The organism is Priestia sp. 40 (assembly GCF_049368575.1).
Taxonomy (GTDB): domain Bacteria; phylum Bacillota; class Bacilli; order Bacillales; family Bacillaceae_H; genus Priestia; species Priestia zanthoxyli.
In genome coordinates, this window is sequence record NZ_JBMPZA010000012.1 from 131,926 (window position 1) to 148,597 (window position 16,672).

A 16,672-nucleotide genomic window follows, 5' to 3' on the forward strand; every position below is an offset into this window, starting at 1 on the left:
TTACGCTCAAAAAAGATAACGGTTTTACCGATTGCAGTTTCAGTTATGCACGTTCCCTGCAATAGCTCTAAGGTGGTAAATTAGATGATTTCTTAAGGGCTCCCAGCCAGTGACCCTATTCTCTGCGAAGAAAACAGCACCTAATTCATGTCCTTTTCATTGCCAAATACTGTTTATTAGTTGTTAAAAGCGATTATAGTGTATAAATTTAACAGAAGTCAAGAGATAATTTTTTATTTTTTAATGTTATAGGATTACTTTATGTTTAAATTTCTCAAAAGTTACTTAGGAATACATGAACTTAAAAAGTTTTTTATTATAATATTAAAAACTGTATTTTATTCTTGTTTTTACACAATAAAGGCGAATCAGAAAGATATTAAAAGCGCGGATTTATTTTATATACGCTTTATAAACGAAGTAAGATCCAATACTTCTCCAAATCAGAATAAGTAACATAGCACAAGTATCGTCAGGTTTTTTATTTGTATACTAAAATATTAAATATGTCTTTTTCTACTTACAAAGATATTTGACTTCAATCCGTCGAAATTATTTTTTATCTATCTTTAGACGGAAGCTCATTATGCATGTTTCCACTTTGCGGAAAAATCCGTTTTTTCTTGATTTGTTCTTTAAGAATAACATCAAGCTGACGCTGAATTTTCCTTGTTTCATTTGTCGAAAAATACGGATGAGCCAGATTTACTGTTTCTAACGGATCCTTGGTCAAGTTGTACATTTCAATTTGATCGGGAACCCCTGTTGTTTTGGGGATAGTAAGACTTACTGGGTAACCTTCATATTGCTCTCCGTGAATGAATTCATCTTTTTCGTCATCTGCTGACCAAAATTGCAGATTATCATGATAGCGAGCGTATTTCCAAATTTCCTTTCCTGCCGCTGACGGAAACTCTACAATGACCGCTTGAATGTGATTAGGCTGAACAACTGACGGGTAGCTTTCTCCTAAAAAATTTGTTTGGTGAAGTCCTTTTGTCGGGTCATCATCCGTCATGAAGAAAATCGCTGTTTCCTCTTGCTCAGCACACGTTTCTCCTCGAAGTATACCTGACAGGTCTCGCCCAACAAATGGATGTACTTCCGTATGACTTTTTTGTAATTGCTTTTGAATAGCTGAAGCATCTATATTAGCCAAACTAAGCATTGTCGGGATCAAGTCAACGTGACTAGTCAACAGGTCTGTACGTTGATAGCTAGGAAACAAATGCTTGTTGTGAATGAGAAACGGCACATGAATAGATTCTTCATACATGTTGTACCATTTTTGATGTAGTCCTCCGTGAGCCCCAAGCAAATCACCGTGGTCAGACGTAAAAATAATAATGGTATTTTCATAGAACGAAGATTGTTCGATGGTGCCAAGAATTTTTAAAATTTGTTTATCAACATTTTTTTGAAGCTGATAATATAAGCGCCGGTAGAAACTAGAATTTGGCGTCGGCTGCAGCGCTTTTGGGTAAATGTATTTATAGCTGCTTTGAGCGCTAGGCTTTGTTTGTAAAGATTCTCTAATGGTAGGTGGCGGCTCGATGTCCGGAATTGTCTCGTCAATAAAAAACTGAAACATAGGAAGGTGTTTGGTAATCGCTCCGAACAGCGCAATGTCATGCGGGTTCACAAACGAAGCTACCATGAGCCAAGGCTGCGCAGTCTTTTGATATTCTAATCGTTGGATAAGCTCTATGATTTCCTCTGCATATATTTTGTCTCGTCCACTCACTCCAATGGCCGCAGATGAACCAGAATTGTGCGGGTTTCTCCCTTCCGGCTCTGGACCAATCCACTCTGAAAAACCAAACTTTTCAAGCTTATTAGCCCGTTGATAGAGGCGCTCTTTTTCTGGATCCGGTCTTCCTGTTTGCATCTGGTAGCTAGAAAAAACGTTGTGTGTTCCTGGAATTAAGATGTTCTCATCAGAAATATGCCATTTTCCTTTATAAAAGGTTTGATACCCAGCCTGCTTAAAATAATCTCCCATCGTTGGGACGGTATTAGGCTGCAGCCAAAACATATCAGGATCTTGTGACTTCTTTGCGATACCTTGCGTTTGCGTAACTCCGTGCAAGGAAGGGTACTGCCCTGTAAACAATGTAGCTCGACTCGGTGAACAGGCTGTAGAACCGACGTAGTGACGAGTAAAGGCCATTCCATGCTGTTTTAAAAATTCATGTGCTTTTAAATGTTTTTTTCGCCACTTTTTTACTTCTTTACTTTCATATACGGGTGGAAATCGTTCTTCGTCCACCATAATTAACAAAAAATTAGGCTGCTCCTTCATGTTTACTCCTCCGCGTGTTTATCAAATGTTCTGTATTGATAAACTATGTAAAAAGTACTTTTTTTAGAAGAACGGAGTACGGTTCATGTCTTTTTATACCCAAACAAAAAAAGACTTGGAGGATTTCTCTAAGTCTTTCATAGCTCATTTCAATACGATATTTCTTATTTTTTGTACGTTTTTAGGTGCTGATTTCGTTTATAGGTACCAATTATACTAGGCATACCTACAATTATGCTTATCATAAAACTCCACATCATGTAGCGCCAATCCCCTGTCAAAAGCGCTAATCCCATAAAAAAAATGAGCTGACCAACCAGAGCTAACCATGAAGCTATCCAAGCAAACATCATATTCTCTTTCAAGTTATCACCTCATATTTTTAATTATGAATGACTTCTTTTATTTTACCATAAAATTCTATTTTCAAAGGTTGTTCTACTGTTTATTTTATGTACATAACTAAAAAAGCTAATGGCTACGCTTATCTAGCCATTAGCTTTTTCATTATTTTGCGAATACATGATGCCCTATTTTAATTGTTTCTTGTTTTTGGCGCAGCCATTGATCTCCCGTTTTATCAGGGTTAAAGAAGAATAATGAACCTTTTCCTTGACCTTGGAAGTTAATTGCTTCTTCTACAGCTTTTTTTGAACCCTTGTCTGCAGGTTTATTAATTTGACCGTTGCTGACTGGGCTGTACTGACCTTTTTGATAAATAACGCCTTTTACAGTGTCCGGGAATTTGCTGCTGTCGACTCTATTTAATACAACTGTCGCCACAGCTACTTTGCCTGCGTACGGCTCTCCTTTGGCTTCAGCTGATACAAGACGAGCTAATAGTTCTTTATCATTTTTATTTACTTGAATGTGCTGTTCATGAGCGGGCGCTGCAGCGAATGCTGAGTAACCTGCACCAAAACTTGGGATAAGCATTGCGATAGCGATCACTAGTTTCTTTATCATAAAAATAAAAAGCCTCCTTGCTATTTCTTGACGTGGTTCATATGCTAGCAGAAAGATAAGAGTCTTTCATTGCAAAAAATTATCCAGTTCCAAAAGAAATTGTATATTATCGTATTTTTTTAACTATTTTCAGCATATAAAAATATAACTTTACTCATTAAATATGAGTTGCATTTCATTCTTTAGTGGTTTATGATATAAAAATATAAATAGTAATGATTACGATTTTCAAGAAGGACTTTAAGAAAGGATTGATTATTTGGCTAAAAAATCAAAAATAGCAAAAGAAAAGCACCGACAAGCACTTGTCGAAAAATATGCTGAGTTAAGAAAACAGTTAAAGGAACAAGGAAATTATAATGAACTACGAAAGCTTCCTAGAGACTCTTCTTCTACTCGCTTGCATAATCGCTGTGAAGTAACGGGAAGACCTCGTGGATATTTACGTAAATTTAAGCTTTCGCGAATTGCATTTAGAGAACTCGCTCACAAGGGACAGCTTCCTGGGGTGAAAAAATCAAGCTGGTAAAATTCTAATGAGGTAAAGGGCCCTCTTTGCTAAAAAAGGAATTAGTATACGTCATAAATCGTAATCATTACTTTTAATAGGAGGGATCAACATGGCTACATGGAACTTAGGTACAACGAAACATCACGTTCTCATTTGCAATGGAAGCAGCTGCAATCGAGTTGGAGCCGAAGAAGTTACACAAGCGATTCGAACTGAGATAGCTAATCAAGAGATGGACGAATACATACATACGACTCGCACTCGATGTAATGGAAGATGTCATGATAAATGCGTCGTCATTTCCTACCCAGACGGTATTTGGTATAAAGATATGAAGCCTGATGATGCACGAGAGCTTATTAACTCTTTAAAGACAGATCAACCTTTTGTCCAAAAAACAAGTCATACTTTTTGCGGAGAAGGTTTCCAGCGAACAGAAGGTACTATTAAAGGTATCTCAAAACAAAAAGAGAAACATCATTAAAAATGTCTGTTTGTTTTCTCTAATGCGCCTATTGCTTAATCTAAACAAAAAAACCGACCCTAGCAACCGGGTCGGCTTTTTTCACCTCTAAACCTTTAAGAAATTAGATTTTTTCTGTTTCACATATAAAATCTGAACTGTATACTTTCTTGACTACTGACGAAAGAATATCAATTCCTTTCTTTAACTCCTCATCTGTAGCAGTAAGACTTATGCGAATGCACTCCTGGTTGTGAGGACAAGACCGGTTGCCGTGAAAGAATGATCCGCCTGGTACTACAATCAAGTTTTCTGCTTTTAATTTATTGTATAGATCGTTATCACTGAAAGGCAAACCTTCTAACCAAAGCCAACCAAACAACGAACCTTCCGCTTTATGTAAATACCAAGAAATATCATCCGGCATACGTGTAGTTAAAAGATTTTTCAAATAGTCATGTTTTTGTTTATAATGAGTTCTTATATAGTTAGCTGAAATTTCAGGTAACTTCCCGTTCTTTAAGGTGTTAACCACCATCCGCTGACCTAACCTAGAAGAGTGAATCAAAATGTTTGATTGAAATGCTTCCATTACTTTTATGAAGTCACTTTTTCCTATAGCAATTCCTATTCTCTCTCCAGGCAATCCGGCTTTAGAAAGACTCATGCAGTGAATGATGTTGTCATGTATAATTGGATTCATTTCAACAAAGTTCATAGCCGGAAAAGGAGGTGCGTACGCTGAATCAATTAGCAATGGAATGTTATAGTCCTTGCATACTTGGGATATAAAGTGTACGACTTCTTTTGAAAGAATGTTGCCGCTTGGATTATTAGGTCTTGATAATACGACAGCTCCGATATCTGGGTCCTGTGCTATTTTATCTTTGAATGCCTGTTTGTTAAATTCATAACGAAACGTATGATGGTCAAGCTTTGAGACGATAGGAGGAATTCCTTCTATTATAGCTTCCTCTAGTGCCACTCCGCTGTACCCAGCGTAATCCGGCAGCATAGGTATTAATGCTTTTTTAACTCTTCCTTCTTTACTTGTACCGCAAAATGAATTTATAGCTAAAAAAAACAGATTTTGACTCCCTGAAGTGATTAAGACTTGTTCTCTGTCCAGCTCAATACGATAATTCCTAAAGAAGTATTCTCTTATGCAATCAATTAATTCATACGTACCGTAACTAGAACCATATTGGCTAATCAAATTCTTTAGTTGTTTGTCGTTCACAATATCTCTTAAAGCTTCTTCCCACATTTCATAAACTTGAGGGAGTATGGCAGGATTGCCAGCGCTTAAATTCACATATTGATTGAGACCAGAATTGAGCACTTCTTGGATGTCATGCATAATAGCGCGAACGCCTACTTTATTAGTCATTTTGTTTCCGATTTTACTTAAATGCAAAGCATTCATTAGTGCATCTTCTCCTTAGAGATTATGGTCATCGAATAGTAAGTATGGAACTTCAATCTTTTTATTTTGCTGATTAATAAAGTACTTGTTCGGAATAGTAAATTTATCACCATTCTCACTAGGCAATAAGTATTTTCGAACATAATGTTCAGCTTTTTCTTTATAGTCAGAGTCACTTTGAACCGTTTCAAGTTCTTCAATTTCTTTTACTAAAAGATCCAGTTCTTTTAAGCATATGTCTAAATTTAAATAAGCATGGTCTCCTTTTCGGGATATTGAATGCCCATTTGCAACTAACCAGCTAAAAAGAAAAAATCCTGTTCCAGAATCAAAGTTTCGGGGTGCATTATGCTGAATAGGGTATCTTAAAAGTCGTTCAAAGAGAACAAATTCTGTTATCTCTTCCCAAAAAGGATATTTTCTTTTATGAAGAGTCAGCACCGTCTGACAGTCTACTTTAACTTCTTCCAGTATGCCTGCAAAAAAATTCATTTTTGCCTGTATATGCTGGTCAAAAGGTTTATTTCCGCAGTGATGGTAATAATCATGTAGATATCCCCAGATTACCCTTGCCTGATAGGTGTCTTCTCTATTCATAGTATGAGATTTAAAGTTAAAATCAGGAAAGATAGAATACGCTCTTTTTAATGTATCATCATTGTATATGCTGTGAAATTTATTAAAGAAAAATATCGCGAAGTTTTGACTTGTTACCTTTTCTTTTGTTTTTACATTCTCAGGGAAAAATACAATACACTTCCCTTCCATAAATCCTTGAGTACCAGCCAACAGCTTTAAAGATTCACATCCATTTTTAGGATGAGGAAGGTCTGCTTCAATGGAGTTCATGATTTCGGGTTCATCACGAACGGCGATAAAGGCTTCTAAATAAAACCCTCTTTTTGTAGGGCCATTAGGCGTTACAATCGGTCCTAAAAAGAACGTCACCTCTCCGTTTGCAGGCGGGCTATAAGCAATTAACGTTTGATCAAAATAAGGAGATTGATCGAGTCCTCTTTCAATCCAATCACATACGTCATTTTTTAATGCATTCCACACTTCAGGTAAATTTAAAGAGTTATATATTGTTTCAGTTTCAGTAACTACTTTTAATAAGAGCTCTCTAGCTGTTTCGTAATTTCTTTTGACCTCTCCATTTGGGCCCTGATATTTTCTTATCTCATATAGAGCAGGTACTATTTTATCGTTTAATAACTCCACTAAACTTTGAGTATGATTTTTTGTTAACATGATTAAAACCCTCCTTTTTTTAGAACAGCTACTTAGCAGAAATATTTTTAGATGATTTAAGAGTAGAGTTATGTGTGTTTTTCTCTATTTGCTTTTTCAAGTTAATAAATATAACCCCCGTTATTACAAACGCTGTACCTATATAGACCTGTTTGTTTAATGTTTCACCTAAAAAGACAAATCCTACATATAAGGCGATAACCGGTGAAATAAATAGATGCGCCGTTGCTTTTGATATATGCCATTTTTTTAATAAATAAATATTAATAGAAAACCCCAAGACCGATCCTATAATAGCCAAGTACAATAATGAGATAAGACTAACCCCAGAGAAAGTGCGGTTTCCATTCTCTATAAATAAACTAACAATCAGTAAACAAGCGCCTCCACTTAGCATCGAAAAAGAATTAAAGGTCATAATAGGCAAGGATTTTATGCGAGATTGAACTTGAACAGTTATAAAAGCAGAACCTAGCATAGCCATTAAAATGACGATCATGGCTACTATTTGAATAACATTTCCCTGTATAAACAGCTGATTTCCAAATACAACGCTCATACCAATTAGGCACATGACTACACCTATCTTTTGCCCTTTTGTAGCGGGTGATCCTTTAAATAAGCGATTAAATAAAAGAGCAAACACTGAAATGCTGGCAGCTAAAACGGAAACAAGCCCGCTTGGCAAATAGACGGATGCCCAATAAACAGAACCAAACGGTAGAGCAAAGTACAAAATTCCGTTTAATGCTGAAATGATTACTACTTCTTTTGAAACGGCCATTTTTTTTGTGAATAAGAGGTAGAGGGCAATTATTAAACTAGCAATTAAAAACCTCATACCTGCTGACCATAGAGGCAAGCTATCCTTTAATCCAGTCTTTTGAAAAGCCCATGTCGTTCCCCCGATGACGGCTAATAGACAGAACAAAAGATGTACATGAATACGGGTTAATTTAGAAATCACTGTTTCACCTTATTTCTTTTTTAAAGTTAAGCCTATTTTCTTCCGTGGAGCGTAAAACACATCGGCACTTCTCCAAAATCTTTTAAAACTGTTAACCCCTGCTCGTTAGCAGCTTTACTTGTTGTAATACATGCGTCTACTTTTCCTTCTAAGCAATCAATCGCCGCTTGAGCATTACTATTTACTAACTGAACATTGGGACTGATGGAATGAGCTAAATCAACAGGGGCAGGATGTGAAGCAATTAACAGGTTGTTGTTTGTTATCACCTCTTCTTTTGAGGCAAGCACCATGTTATACGTTGGCATAATAAAGCTATCTACTAGCTCTAAACTAGTTAAATTTTTGAACACAATATCATGTAAGTAAGGATATACCGCACAGCCTAGTAGAGCAGAACTCTCTGTTTCTTTCACATGAACTAAAGCTTCTTCCAACGTTTGATGCAAAAAGACCTGACCTTGTATGCTTTGGCGTTCAAACCACAGATAGCCTGCTTTTTCACAATTTGTTCCTTCAGGCCCTAAGGTATGGATAATGCTAATCTTTTGAAGCTGCTTATTTTTCTTACTAGACGACTCTGCAACTATCATAGCCTTTGATACCCCCTATGCGTTTACTTTATTTTGATAAACGATTTTTACTTTGTTATCTAAATAGCTGTAATACTGCTCACAGTCGGAATAAGAGTCATGAGTGGTTAAAATAAATCCAGGATACCCTGAAAAGTGCGGATATGGTAAAATGTCTGTCCCTTCAGTTATAAATTGAATAACTCTTTTTACTTCAGTATCTCTGCGCACGTCTTCTAAGCCTCGAATTTCTTTAAAAATCCCATGGGCTTGCACAGGGATAATGTAGTTGCCCACCACTTTCTTTCGTTTTCTTTCATTTTTTAATACAGGAGGTTTTAATCCTAATACATAGTGAAAAACTAGCTCCATATAGTTAATACCTGTACTTTCTTTTACGATATAATGAGAAATCCCAGACCCTCCAATGCGCGCTCCTATTTCAATTACATAAGGTTTTCCTGCTGGGTCCAAACGTAATTCAATATGAGCGGGGCCATTCTCAATCCCTAAAGCGGTTGCTGCTTTAGCTGCTTCTTGCGAAATAGATTCCCAAACGTTTTCTTCTAGGTGAGCTGGCGCTATATAAACACCTTCTTCAAAAAAAGGCCCTTTGGAATTTCCTTTGTAGCCTATAGAGAGTACACAAACCTCTCCTTGTACAGAAAACGTCTCAATAGCAAACTCTGGTCCGTCTACAAATTGTTCAATTACCATGCCCGTTTTATTTTTTATGAATTTACTTAGGTCTTCTTCATTTACGCGTCTCACTTTTTCTATGCTGTCAATCAGTTCTTTTTTATTATTCGCTCGTGATACACCTTGACTGGAAAATCCGTTAGAAGGTTTTACTACGACAGGATAAGGCAGTGAAAGATTCTTTAATTCCTCCGTATTTTCAACCTCTTTAAAATACGGAGTGTTAAGATCATTATCTTTTAAAACCTCTCTCATTTTCTGTTTGTTGCGACAGTTACTAATCACAAACGGTGATAAACCAGGTAAGTTTAATTCTTCTGTCAGCTGAGATACAAACTCTAATGCAGGCTCATATAATGTCATAATGCCGTCAAAAGGATTTTTGTGATGCTCTGCTTTAATAATTTCAAGAGCTTTGTCTGGGGTGTGAAATAAATCGATGGGTATGAAATTTTGTACGTTTTTAAGATGCTTAGGTTCCACTTCTTCTTGGTTATAAAAAAACGTCACTTTAATTCCGAGAGCTTCTGCTTCTTCAAAAATAAACGGTAAATATGTATTTTGTAACACAACTGCTAGATGCTTGTTTTGTAACGGCATTTACTTCCCCCCTACTTTTAAACAGCTCTTCACTGTTCAATGACTAAATTCTAATAATCGCTTCATATATTTGTCAATTTAATTTTATATAACATTAGGAATATATAGAATATTTGATATATTAGTAAAAAGTAAAGAAAAGAATGGTTTGTAGGGTTAATACTAAAACGAACTTAAAAGCAGGAATTTTGCTATTTGATTATAAAGATATTGTTAGAAAAAATTTAATGAGAATTTTTCTAAAAAAAAGAAAGGTCGACATAGATTCAACCTTTCTTTTTTTATTTTTTATTAAAATAGATATTAACCATTTATAAAGTTACATCTTTTTCAGCCATCTCATTTAGTATTCTTTTTAATGCCACGTCGGGGTTTAATGCGGGATCCTTTATATTCACTTCTTTCATATTGCACTCCTTTTTCATAGATATATCCATTTTTCACTTTTTAGTTTGAATTTATGTGAACCCTTTTTGTTTACTATAACGAAAGAGAAAATAAAAAGAAAAAGAAGTGAACTTATAAGTTCACTTCTTTTTTTGACGTAACATTTATTTCATAGGCTGCAAATGATTATTAGCTTTTTGTTTTGCATCACGCTGAACGAAAAAAATGATGCAGAGCGCCAGAAGATATAAACATGCAAAAGCTGTTATGTACCAAAGTGCTGAGGTAATTCCGCTTGTGTCCATAGTAAAGCCAATAAGTGCAGGAAAAATAGCTCCTCCAAGCCCTGAAAAACCAGTAATTAAACTTGTTACAATACGGGCAGATCCGGTAAACGTATGGTTAGCATATACCATCGTTATCGAATAGATACCTGACATTGCAAGCCCTAAAAACCCTAATAAAATATAGCCTGCTACTGCTTCTTTTAACACAATAAACAGCACTAAACTCACAATTGTCCCTCCAATGCTACCAAAAAGATAACGTTCGTATGTAACAATTCGAATAATCCATCCAGTAGCCACTCGTCCTATGAGCATAGCTACCCAAAAAACGCTTATGCTTAAAGTAGCCTGTGAGGGAATTACGTCTAGATATGTGATAAAAATAGACGAAAGAAAATTATTCATACTGCTTTCTACTCCGGCATACATAAAAATCATCACACTAAAAAGAGTAAGTATTTTCCACCTTTGATTTTTAGTAAGCACAGGCGCAGGTTCTGAGCTGGCATCTGAAGCATCGCTTTCTGAAGTTGAAACAGTCTCTTTTTTAAAAGGAATTATTTTACAAACCACAACCATTAGTAAAGCTAGTACACTTGTTATAAAAAATGAAAACCTCCAGCTGTTCTGTGAAATCAATAAGCTAGCTACTAACGGCATCAACAGCGCACCTAGACCGAATGATACTTCTAAATAACTCATAACAATAGCTCTTCTACCGATAAATACTTCCATCATTAAAGTAGCTACAACTACTTCCAATGCGGCTACACCAATACCGTTTAAAAAATTGAATGCAATAATCCACTCAAATGGAGGCAATAAAAGCATACCTATTTGTGATAACGCTATCATTAGTGCGGCAATTGTAAGTAAATTCATTTCGCTGAAGCGTCCTAATAGAAAAGAAGAAAGCGGAACTCCTATCAAAAATCCTAAAGAACCTAATAATACAAGCTGTCCGCCAACTGTATAGGACACATGATAATGTGTTAACAATTGCGGTAAGACGGATCCTACGGCTGTAATGACTAATCCGCCCAACAAATAAAGCGCATATGAAGCTAGCGCAAACTTTTTCATCTCCCCACTCCCTTAAATTCTCTAAAACTTTCTTTCTGTACTTAATTATAAAGCTTTTCCTTTAGTTGTTAACTGAAATTTGAGAAAAAAACCATTCTTCCTACTCTACTTAATTTCCAGTCATTTATAAGATAAAACAAAAAGAAGAAGACAGGTGTCTCCTTCTTTTTTATTTTTCACTTTACAGTGATGCTTTTAAAATAGCTAAAATATCATCTTTATTTAGTTTCTTAAAGTTACCGAAACCTCCGTGCTCCATTTCACGAGCAGCAATTCCAGCAATTTCGTCTAGTCGCTCTTCTCCGATATCGTAATCTGCTAAGCGAGAAGGTGCACCAAGGCTTGACCAAAAAGCGCTTAGCTTATCGATTCCTTCTAACGCAATTTCTTTGTCACTTTTACCTGCAGTTTCAATATCAAACATGCTTGTCATGACGCGTTTCATACGAGTTACATCTTGATCTACAACGTGTCGCATCCAATTTGGGAATAAGATTGCTAAACCGCCCGCATGAGGAATGTCATATACTGCTGATACCGCGTGTTCAATTGTATGTGAAGCCCAATCTCCAAAGTATCCCATTTGAAGTGTTCCGTTTAATGCGATTGTTCCGGAATATAAAATCGTTTCGCGATGTTCGTAGCTTTGCAGATCTTCTAGCAATTTCGGTGCTGTTTCAATTACTGTTTGTAATACGGAATAGCACATACGATCTTGTAAAGGCGTGTTTTTCACGTTATGGAAATATTGTTCGAACACATGACTCATCATGTCTACCATGCCGTAGATAGTTTGATCTCTAGGAACAGACATCGTGTTCACAGGATCTAGTATAGAAAATACAGGGTGCGTAACGGCGCTTCCCCAAACGTATTTTTCATTTGTTTCCCAATTCGTAATAACAGAATCAGGATTCATTTCAGAACCTGTTGCTGCCAACGTTAATACCGTTCCAAACGGCAGTGCTTTTGTAGCCGTTACTTTTTTGTTAATAATATCCCAAACGTCGCCTTCATACTCAGCTCCGGCAGCGATTGCTTTTGTGCAGTCAATAACGCTTCCTCCGCCGACTGCTAACATGAAGTCAATGTTTTCATTTCGGCAAATTTCAATTCCTTTTCGTACCGTAGATAGTCGAGGATTTGGCTCTACGCCCGCTAACTCATGTATATTTACGTTTAACTCTCTTAACAGCGTAAGAACTTGATCGTATAAACCGTTTTTCTTAATGCTTCCTCCGCCATATACAAGCAAAATATTTTTTCCGTATTTCGGGAGTTCTTCTGATAATGCTTGAAGCTGATCTTTTCCGAAGATTAATTTTGTGGGATTATGATAAATGAAATTTTCCATACTATCTGTATACCTCCTAGTTGAATATAAAGTAAGTTGTCGCATTACGCGAACAAGAATGTAAGTATAAATGTAAAACAAAAATTTTTCAAGAGTTAGGTTCTCAAATCGCGTACTTTATTTTATTGAGTAATTAAAATAAAGAAAATGGCTTCTTAGGTATAAAAAAGAGAGCAAGTAAATGCTCTCTTTAAAGTTCTTTATAAACCATTTTTCTATACGTAACAAAGCCTTCTTTTTCGTAAAAGCTCTCGGCAATCGTATTGTCACTCCAATAGTCTAACTCAATTGTAGTGATCTCTTTTTCACGAGCAATACTATAAATTTCTTTCATCAAACTCGAACCAAACCCTTTGTTTTTATAATGTTCGGCGATATTTATTTGATGAACATAAATTGACTCGTAAGCTTTTTTAAACACTGTCTCTGAATACTGCTTTATTTCTAGCCAAGCGAATCCCACATGCTCTCCATCGTCTTCTCCTAAAAGAAAGATAAATCTATCGTTTTTCATCACTTTCTTAAAAAATTCATGTATCTTCTGAAAATCATATGATTGAAAGTGCTCGGGGTATAATTCTACATGCAGTTGATGAACGGATTGATTAAGCTTGGCGATTTTATCAGCATCGAAAGTACGGCTAATCTTCAATTTTTTCTCTCCTATATATCTCGTATTTAGTAATGTGATCGTTATGAATTTATTTCGTTTAATATAGCCGGTGCGTTTGAGGTAAATAACAGATAGTTTTTATTGGTCGTTTTTATAAAGATGCGGTCAGTCGTTCCGTACGGAGGGCCGATTCGAATGGCGTTTGCTTCTTTGCCTCCGTACGTGTCATCTTCCGTTACTTCAAGAATGTCTTCTAACGGAATCGTAAAGTGTGCAAGCTGCCATTTTATAATGAGATTATCATTTATTTTTCGGACACTGATAGTTGGTGTAAACATTTTGTCCATCCCCTTTGGCTTCTATTTATCTTAACTTTGTCTCTCTGCAACGTGTTCTTTTATCCTTAAAATCGCTTCTTTCGGACAGCCTTGAAAATAGCCTCCGTGATAACAAATAACATGCTCGATCTCATAGTTTAAAAACTTTTCAAGTGATTGAACTGCTTGGTCCATATTTAAGGTCGTTTGTTTAACAGGTTCCATTAGCTGTCCATTTGCCAATACTAGAGCATCTCCGGCAACCAGCGTTTTTGATTTTCTTAAATAAAAACTAACGTGCCCAGGCGTATGTCCGGGAGTAAAAATAACTTCAATGCCTCCGCAGTATGGAAGCAGTTGACTTCCTTTTAATACTATATCCACGTCAACTTTTGGAGGGGTTTTATATAAATATTTTATTTCATCAGGTATAGCTGATAGTTCTTCTTTACTCATTTGACTCGCATTCGTTTTAATAAGCGGAAGTTTTCCTTCAATGTACGGCTTATCAAATTCATGAGCATATACGATGATATTTTTATCTGAATTATTTCGTATATCAGCAGCGCATCCTATATGATCTAGATCTTGATGTGTTAGAAGAATTACTTTTAGCTGTTCAATAGACATATTTAATTTGTTTAACGCCTCTTTAAGTTGATCGATTTGGTCAGGCATTCCTGTATCAATTAAAATAACTTCTTCATTATTCCAAACTAATGTAGGATTTAATGTTATGTCTTGATTAAACGCTCTAGCAGTCAACTGTATCATTTCAACACCTTCTGAAATTCTCATCACAAACCCCTTTTCTTATTAAAATTACAAGGTTTTAACCTTCTATAATTGCGCAGCTTACAGAGCTATTCTTGAATTTTATCAATAAACAAAATAAAAACCAGACTGGAAAAAAATCACTTTTTGTGTTATGCTATCTATAGAATGAAGCCTAATATGAATGATTTTTATAAGTAAAAAGGTGAGCCTTGTTGTCTAAGGCTCACCTTTTTTTATTTCTTATCCTCTTTTTGAATACACTCGTGCAAAGACACAACCTTGGTTTTCTTTGCTACTTTATATCCCCACCACGTCGCTAAAAAGAGAGGAAGTCCGATGTATGAGACCGTTAAGCCGTACCAATCAATTTTGTCAGAAAGTACCGCTTGATAGTTTTGTCCTAGAATAACGATGAGACACATTCCAAATGCAAGAACAGGACCTAGAGGAAACCATTTTGCTTTATAGGCTAGATCATTTATATCCCGTCCTGAAGCAACATATGCTTTTCGGAAACGATAGTGGCTGATGGCAATACCAATCCATGCAATAAATCCGCTCATGCCTGAAGCGTTTAAAAGCCACATATACATTTGATCACCAAAAATTGATGTTAAAAAGGCAAGACCGCCAATGATCGTAGTTAAAACAAGCGCGTTTACTGGAATTCCTCGACGATTAATTTTTCGAAGCGCTTTAGGCGCTTGCCCTTCATTGGCCATGGACCACAACATTCGCGTAGAAGCATATAAGCCAGAAGTTCCGGCTGATAAAACCGAGGTAAGAATAACAGCATTCATCACCGAAGCAGCTGCAGCAATTCCTGCTTTTTCAAAAACAAGCGTAAATGGACTAACAGCAATGTTATCCACATCTCCTCCTAGAAGAGATGGACTTGTGTAAGGAATGATAAGCCCGATTACAGCAATGGCTGCAATATAAAATAGAAGAATGCGCCAAAAGACTTGGCGAATGGCTTTAGGGATATTTTTTTGAGGGTTTTCACTTTCCCCCGCCGCAATGCCGACTAGCTCTGTACCTTGAAAAGAAAATCCCGCGATAAAGAAAATGCTTAGTACGGACAGAAATCCGCCGTTGACCGGCGCTTCTTCTAATGTAAAGTTTTTAAAACCGATATATTCACCGCCGAAAATGCCAAATATGGTCAGAAGGCCCACTCCGATAAACACAATGATGGTTACTACTTTTACGAGAGCAAACCAATATTCAGATTCTCCATAGCTTTTTACAGATAGGAAATTAAGTAAAAAAATTAAGCCTAAAAACAAAGCGCTCCAGATAATACTTGGCACATCAGGGAACCAAAACTTCATGATAATAGCAGAAGCAGCTATTTCTACAGCGAGCGTAACAGCCCAGTTAAACCAGTAGTTCCAGCCGAGCGCAAAGCCGAGAGCTGGGTCTACATAATGACTGGCGTACGTTGAAAAAGAACCTGATACCGGCATAAACGTGGCCATTTCTCCAAGGCTAGTCATGAGAAAGTAAACCATAATTCCAATGGCCCCGTAAGCAATCAGCGCTCCTCCAGGTCCAGCAGTTTGGATGGATGATCCGGTAGCTAGAAATAAGCCCGTTCCTATTGACCCTCCAATGGCAATCATGGTCATATGACGTGCTTTTAAATGGCGTTTTATATGCTTATCGTCCTGCTTTTTTTCTTCTTCATTACGATTTATATCGACCGCTTCCATACTTATCCCACCTTTATAAATGAACTATGCGCACATGTTTAACGTAAAGCGTATAAGAATATCCATCTCCCACAAAAAGCAGGAGATGGATCCTTCATTGCTTACTTTGAAAAATCAAAGTAGTTTCGTTTTAATAGACGAGGCAAGCTCATAAGCTGTTCGTACGTTACACTTTTTTCTAAGGCAGAGGTGTTGATTAAAAACAGTTGATCTTCAATGTGTCCAACCGTTTCATCTGTTTGATACGTAATTCCGCATTCTGAACATGTAATGGAAGGCGTCTCTTTAATTTCTATAGCTTTTGTGCCGTCAGGAAGCTCCCAATATACCGTTGCATCCGTCTCTTTCGCTTCATAGGATTCGCACCATTGACATTTCAATA

The 16,672-nt window shown here is 36.5% G+C and carries 17 protein-coding genes and 1 other annotated feature (1 of these 18 cut by a window edge); of the genes, 2 read left to right on the forward strand and 15 right to left on the reverse strand.

What is annotated here, in order from left to right; translation table 11 throughout:
* Positions 1 to 169 (reverse strand) — a binding site (T-box leader); it reaches 58 nt to the left of the window's first position.
* 390 nt (positions 170 to 559) lie between these two features.
* The 3 genes from ACO1DI_RS13500 to ACO1DI_RS13510 all read right to left on the reverse strand — a co-directional run bounded on the left by ACO1DI_RS13500 (position 560) and on the right by ACO1DI_RS13510 (position 3,268).
* Positions 560 to 2,302 (reverse strand): sulfatase-like hydrolase/transferase, encoded by a 1,743-nt coding sequence (locus ACO1DI_RS13500; protein WP_423145373.1) that lies wholly within the window; start codon positions 2,300 to 2,302, stop codon positions 560 to 562.
* 164 nt (positions 2,303 to 2,466) lie between these two features.
* On the reverse strand, positions 2,467 to 2,667 hold the full coding sequence (locus ACO1DI_RS13505) for a hypothetical protein (RefSeq protein WP_098626475.1): 201 nt from the start codon (positions 2,665 to 2,667) through the stop codon (positions 2,467 to 2,469).
* 142 nt (positions 2,668 to 2,809) lie between these two features.
* Complete coding sequence (locus ACO1DI_RS13510) at positions 2,810 to 3,268, reverse strand: cell wall hydrolase (RefSeq protein ID WP_014460063.1); 459 nt, start codon at positions 3,266 to 3,268, stop codon at positions 2,810 to 2,812.
* A gap of 259 nt (positions 3,269 to 3,527) precedes the next feature.
* Here ACO1DI_RS13510 and rpsN point away from each other — a divergent pair, with 259 nt between their 5' ends.
* Together rpsN and ACO1DI_RS13520 are read left to right on the forward strand one after the other, a co-directional pair.
* Complete coding sequence (gene rpsN, locus ACO1DI_RS13515; protein WP_047750950.1) at positions 3,528 to 3,797, forward strand: 30S ribosomal protein S14; 270 nt, start codon at positions 3,528 to 3,530, stop codon at positions 3,795 to 3,797.
* 91 nt (positions 3,798 to 3,888) lie between these two features.
* A complete protein-coding gene (locus tag ACO1DI_RS13520) occupies positions 3,889 to 4,263 on the forward strand; it encodes a (2Fe-2S) ferredoxin domain-containing protein (protein WP_423145374.1) in 375 nt (124 codons plus the stop codon).
* 103 nt (positions 4,264 to 4,366) lie between these two features.
* On the opposite strand, the gene ACO1DI_RS13525 is transcribed toward ACO1DI_RS13520, so the two are convergent.
* From ACO1DI_RS13525 to ACO1DI_RS13580, 12 genes are all read right to left on the reverse strand, one after another.
* Positions 4,367 to 5,668 (reverse strand): valine--pyruvate transaminase, encoded by a 1,302-nt coding sequence (locus ACO1DI_RS13525; RefSeq protein ID WP_098626467.1) that lies wholly within the window; start codon positions 5,666 to 5,668, stop codon positions 4,367 to 4,369.
* A 15-nt stretch (positions 5,669 to 5,683) separates the two neighbouring features.
* Complete coding sequence (locus tag ACO1DI_RS13530) at positions 5,684 to 6,919, reverse strand: DUF6421 family protein (RefSeq protein WP_014460067.1); 1,236 nt, start codon at positions 6,917 to 6,919, stop codon at positions 5,684 to 5,686.
* A 28-nt stretch (positions 6,920 to 6,947) separates the two neighbouring features.
* Entirely contained in the window at positions 6,948 to 7,886 is a 939-nt protein-coding gene (locus ACO1DI_RS13535; RefSeq protein WP_098626465.1) for a DMT family transporter, read from the reverse strand.
* A gap of 32 nt (positions 7,887 to 7,918) precedes the next feature.
* Entirely contained in the window at positions 7,919 to 8,479 is a 561-nt protein-coding gene (locus ACO1DI_RS13540) for a hypothetical protein (RefSeq protein ID WP_014460069.1), read from the reverse strand.
* A gap of 15 nt (positions 8,480 to 8,494) precedes the next feature.
* Positions 8,495 to 9,757 (reverse strand): ATP-grasp domain-containing protein, encoded by a 1,263-nt coding sequence (locus tag ACO1DI_RS13545; RefSeq protein ID WP_423145375.1) that lies wholly within the window; start codon positions 9,755 to 9,757, stop codon positions 8,495 to 8,497.
* Between the two features lie 551 nt (positions 9,758 to 10,308).
* On the reverse strand, positions 10,309 to 11,514 hold the full coding sequence (locus tag ACO1DI_RS13550; protein WP_098626461.1) for an MFS transporter: 1,206 nt from the start codon (positions 11,512 to 11,514) through the stop codon (positions 10,309 to 10,311).
* A 181-nt stretch (positions 11,515 to 11,695) separates the two neighbouring features.
* A complete protein-coding gene (locus ACO1DI_RS13555; protein WP_014460073.1) occupies positions 11,696 to 12,868 on the reverse strand; it encodes an iron-containing alcohol dehydrogenase in 1,173 nt (390 codons plus the stop codon).
* A 190-nt stretch (positions 12,869 to 13,058) separates the two neighbouring features.
* The gene (locus tag ACO1DI_RS13560; protein ID WP_098626459.1) at positions 13,059 to 13,520 is read right to left on the reverse strand and encodes a GNAT family N-acetyltransferase; all 462 of its coding nucleotides are present in this window, start codon (positions 13,518 to 13,520) and stop codon (positions 13,059 to 13,061) included.
* 41 nt (positions 13,521 to 13,561) lie between these two features.
* A complete protein-coding gene (locus ACO1DI_RS13565) occupies positions 13,562 to 13,819 on the reverse strand; it encodes a hypothetical protein (protein WP_033578994.1) in 258 nt (85 codons plus the stop codon).
* Positions 13,820 to 13,849: 30 nt separating this feature from the next.
* Positions 13,850 to 14,596: an MBL fold metallo-hydrolase gene (locus ACO1DI_RS13570; protein ID WP_226701242.1), complete on the reverse strand. Its 747-nt coding sequence runs from the start codon at positions 14,594 to 14,596 to the stop codon at positions 13,850 to 13,852.
* A gap of 212 nt (positions 14,597 to 14,808) precedes the next feature.
* The gene (locus ACO1DI_RS13575; RefSeq protein WP_226701241.1) at positions 14,809 to 16,290 is read right to left on the reverse strand and encodes an amino acid permease; all 1,482 of its coding nucleotides are present in this window, start codon (positions 16,288 to 16,290) and stop codon (positions 14,809 to 14,811) included.
* 101 nt (positions 16,291 to 16,391) lie between these two features.
* On the reverse strand, positions 16,392 to 16,670 hold the full coding sequence (locus ACO1DI_RS13580) for a YokU family protein (RefSeq protein ID WP_013057076.1): 279 nt from the start codon (positions 16,668 to 16,670) through the stop codon (positions 16,392 to 16,394).
* Positions 16,671 to 16,672: the final 2 nt, after the last annotated feature.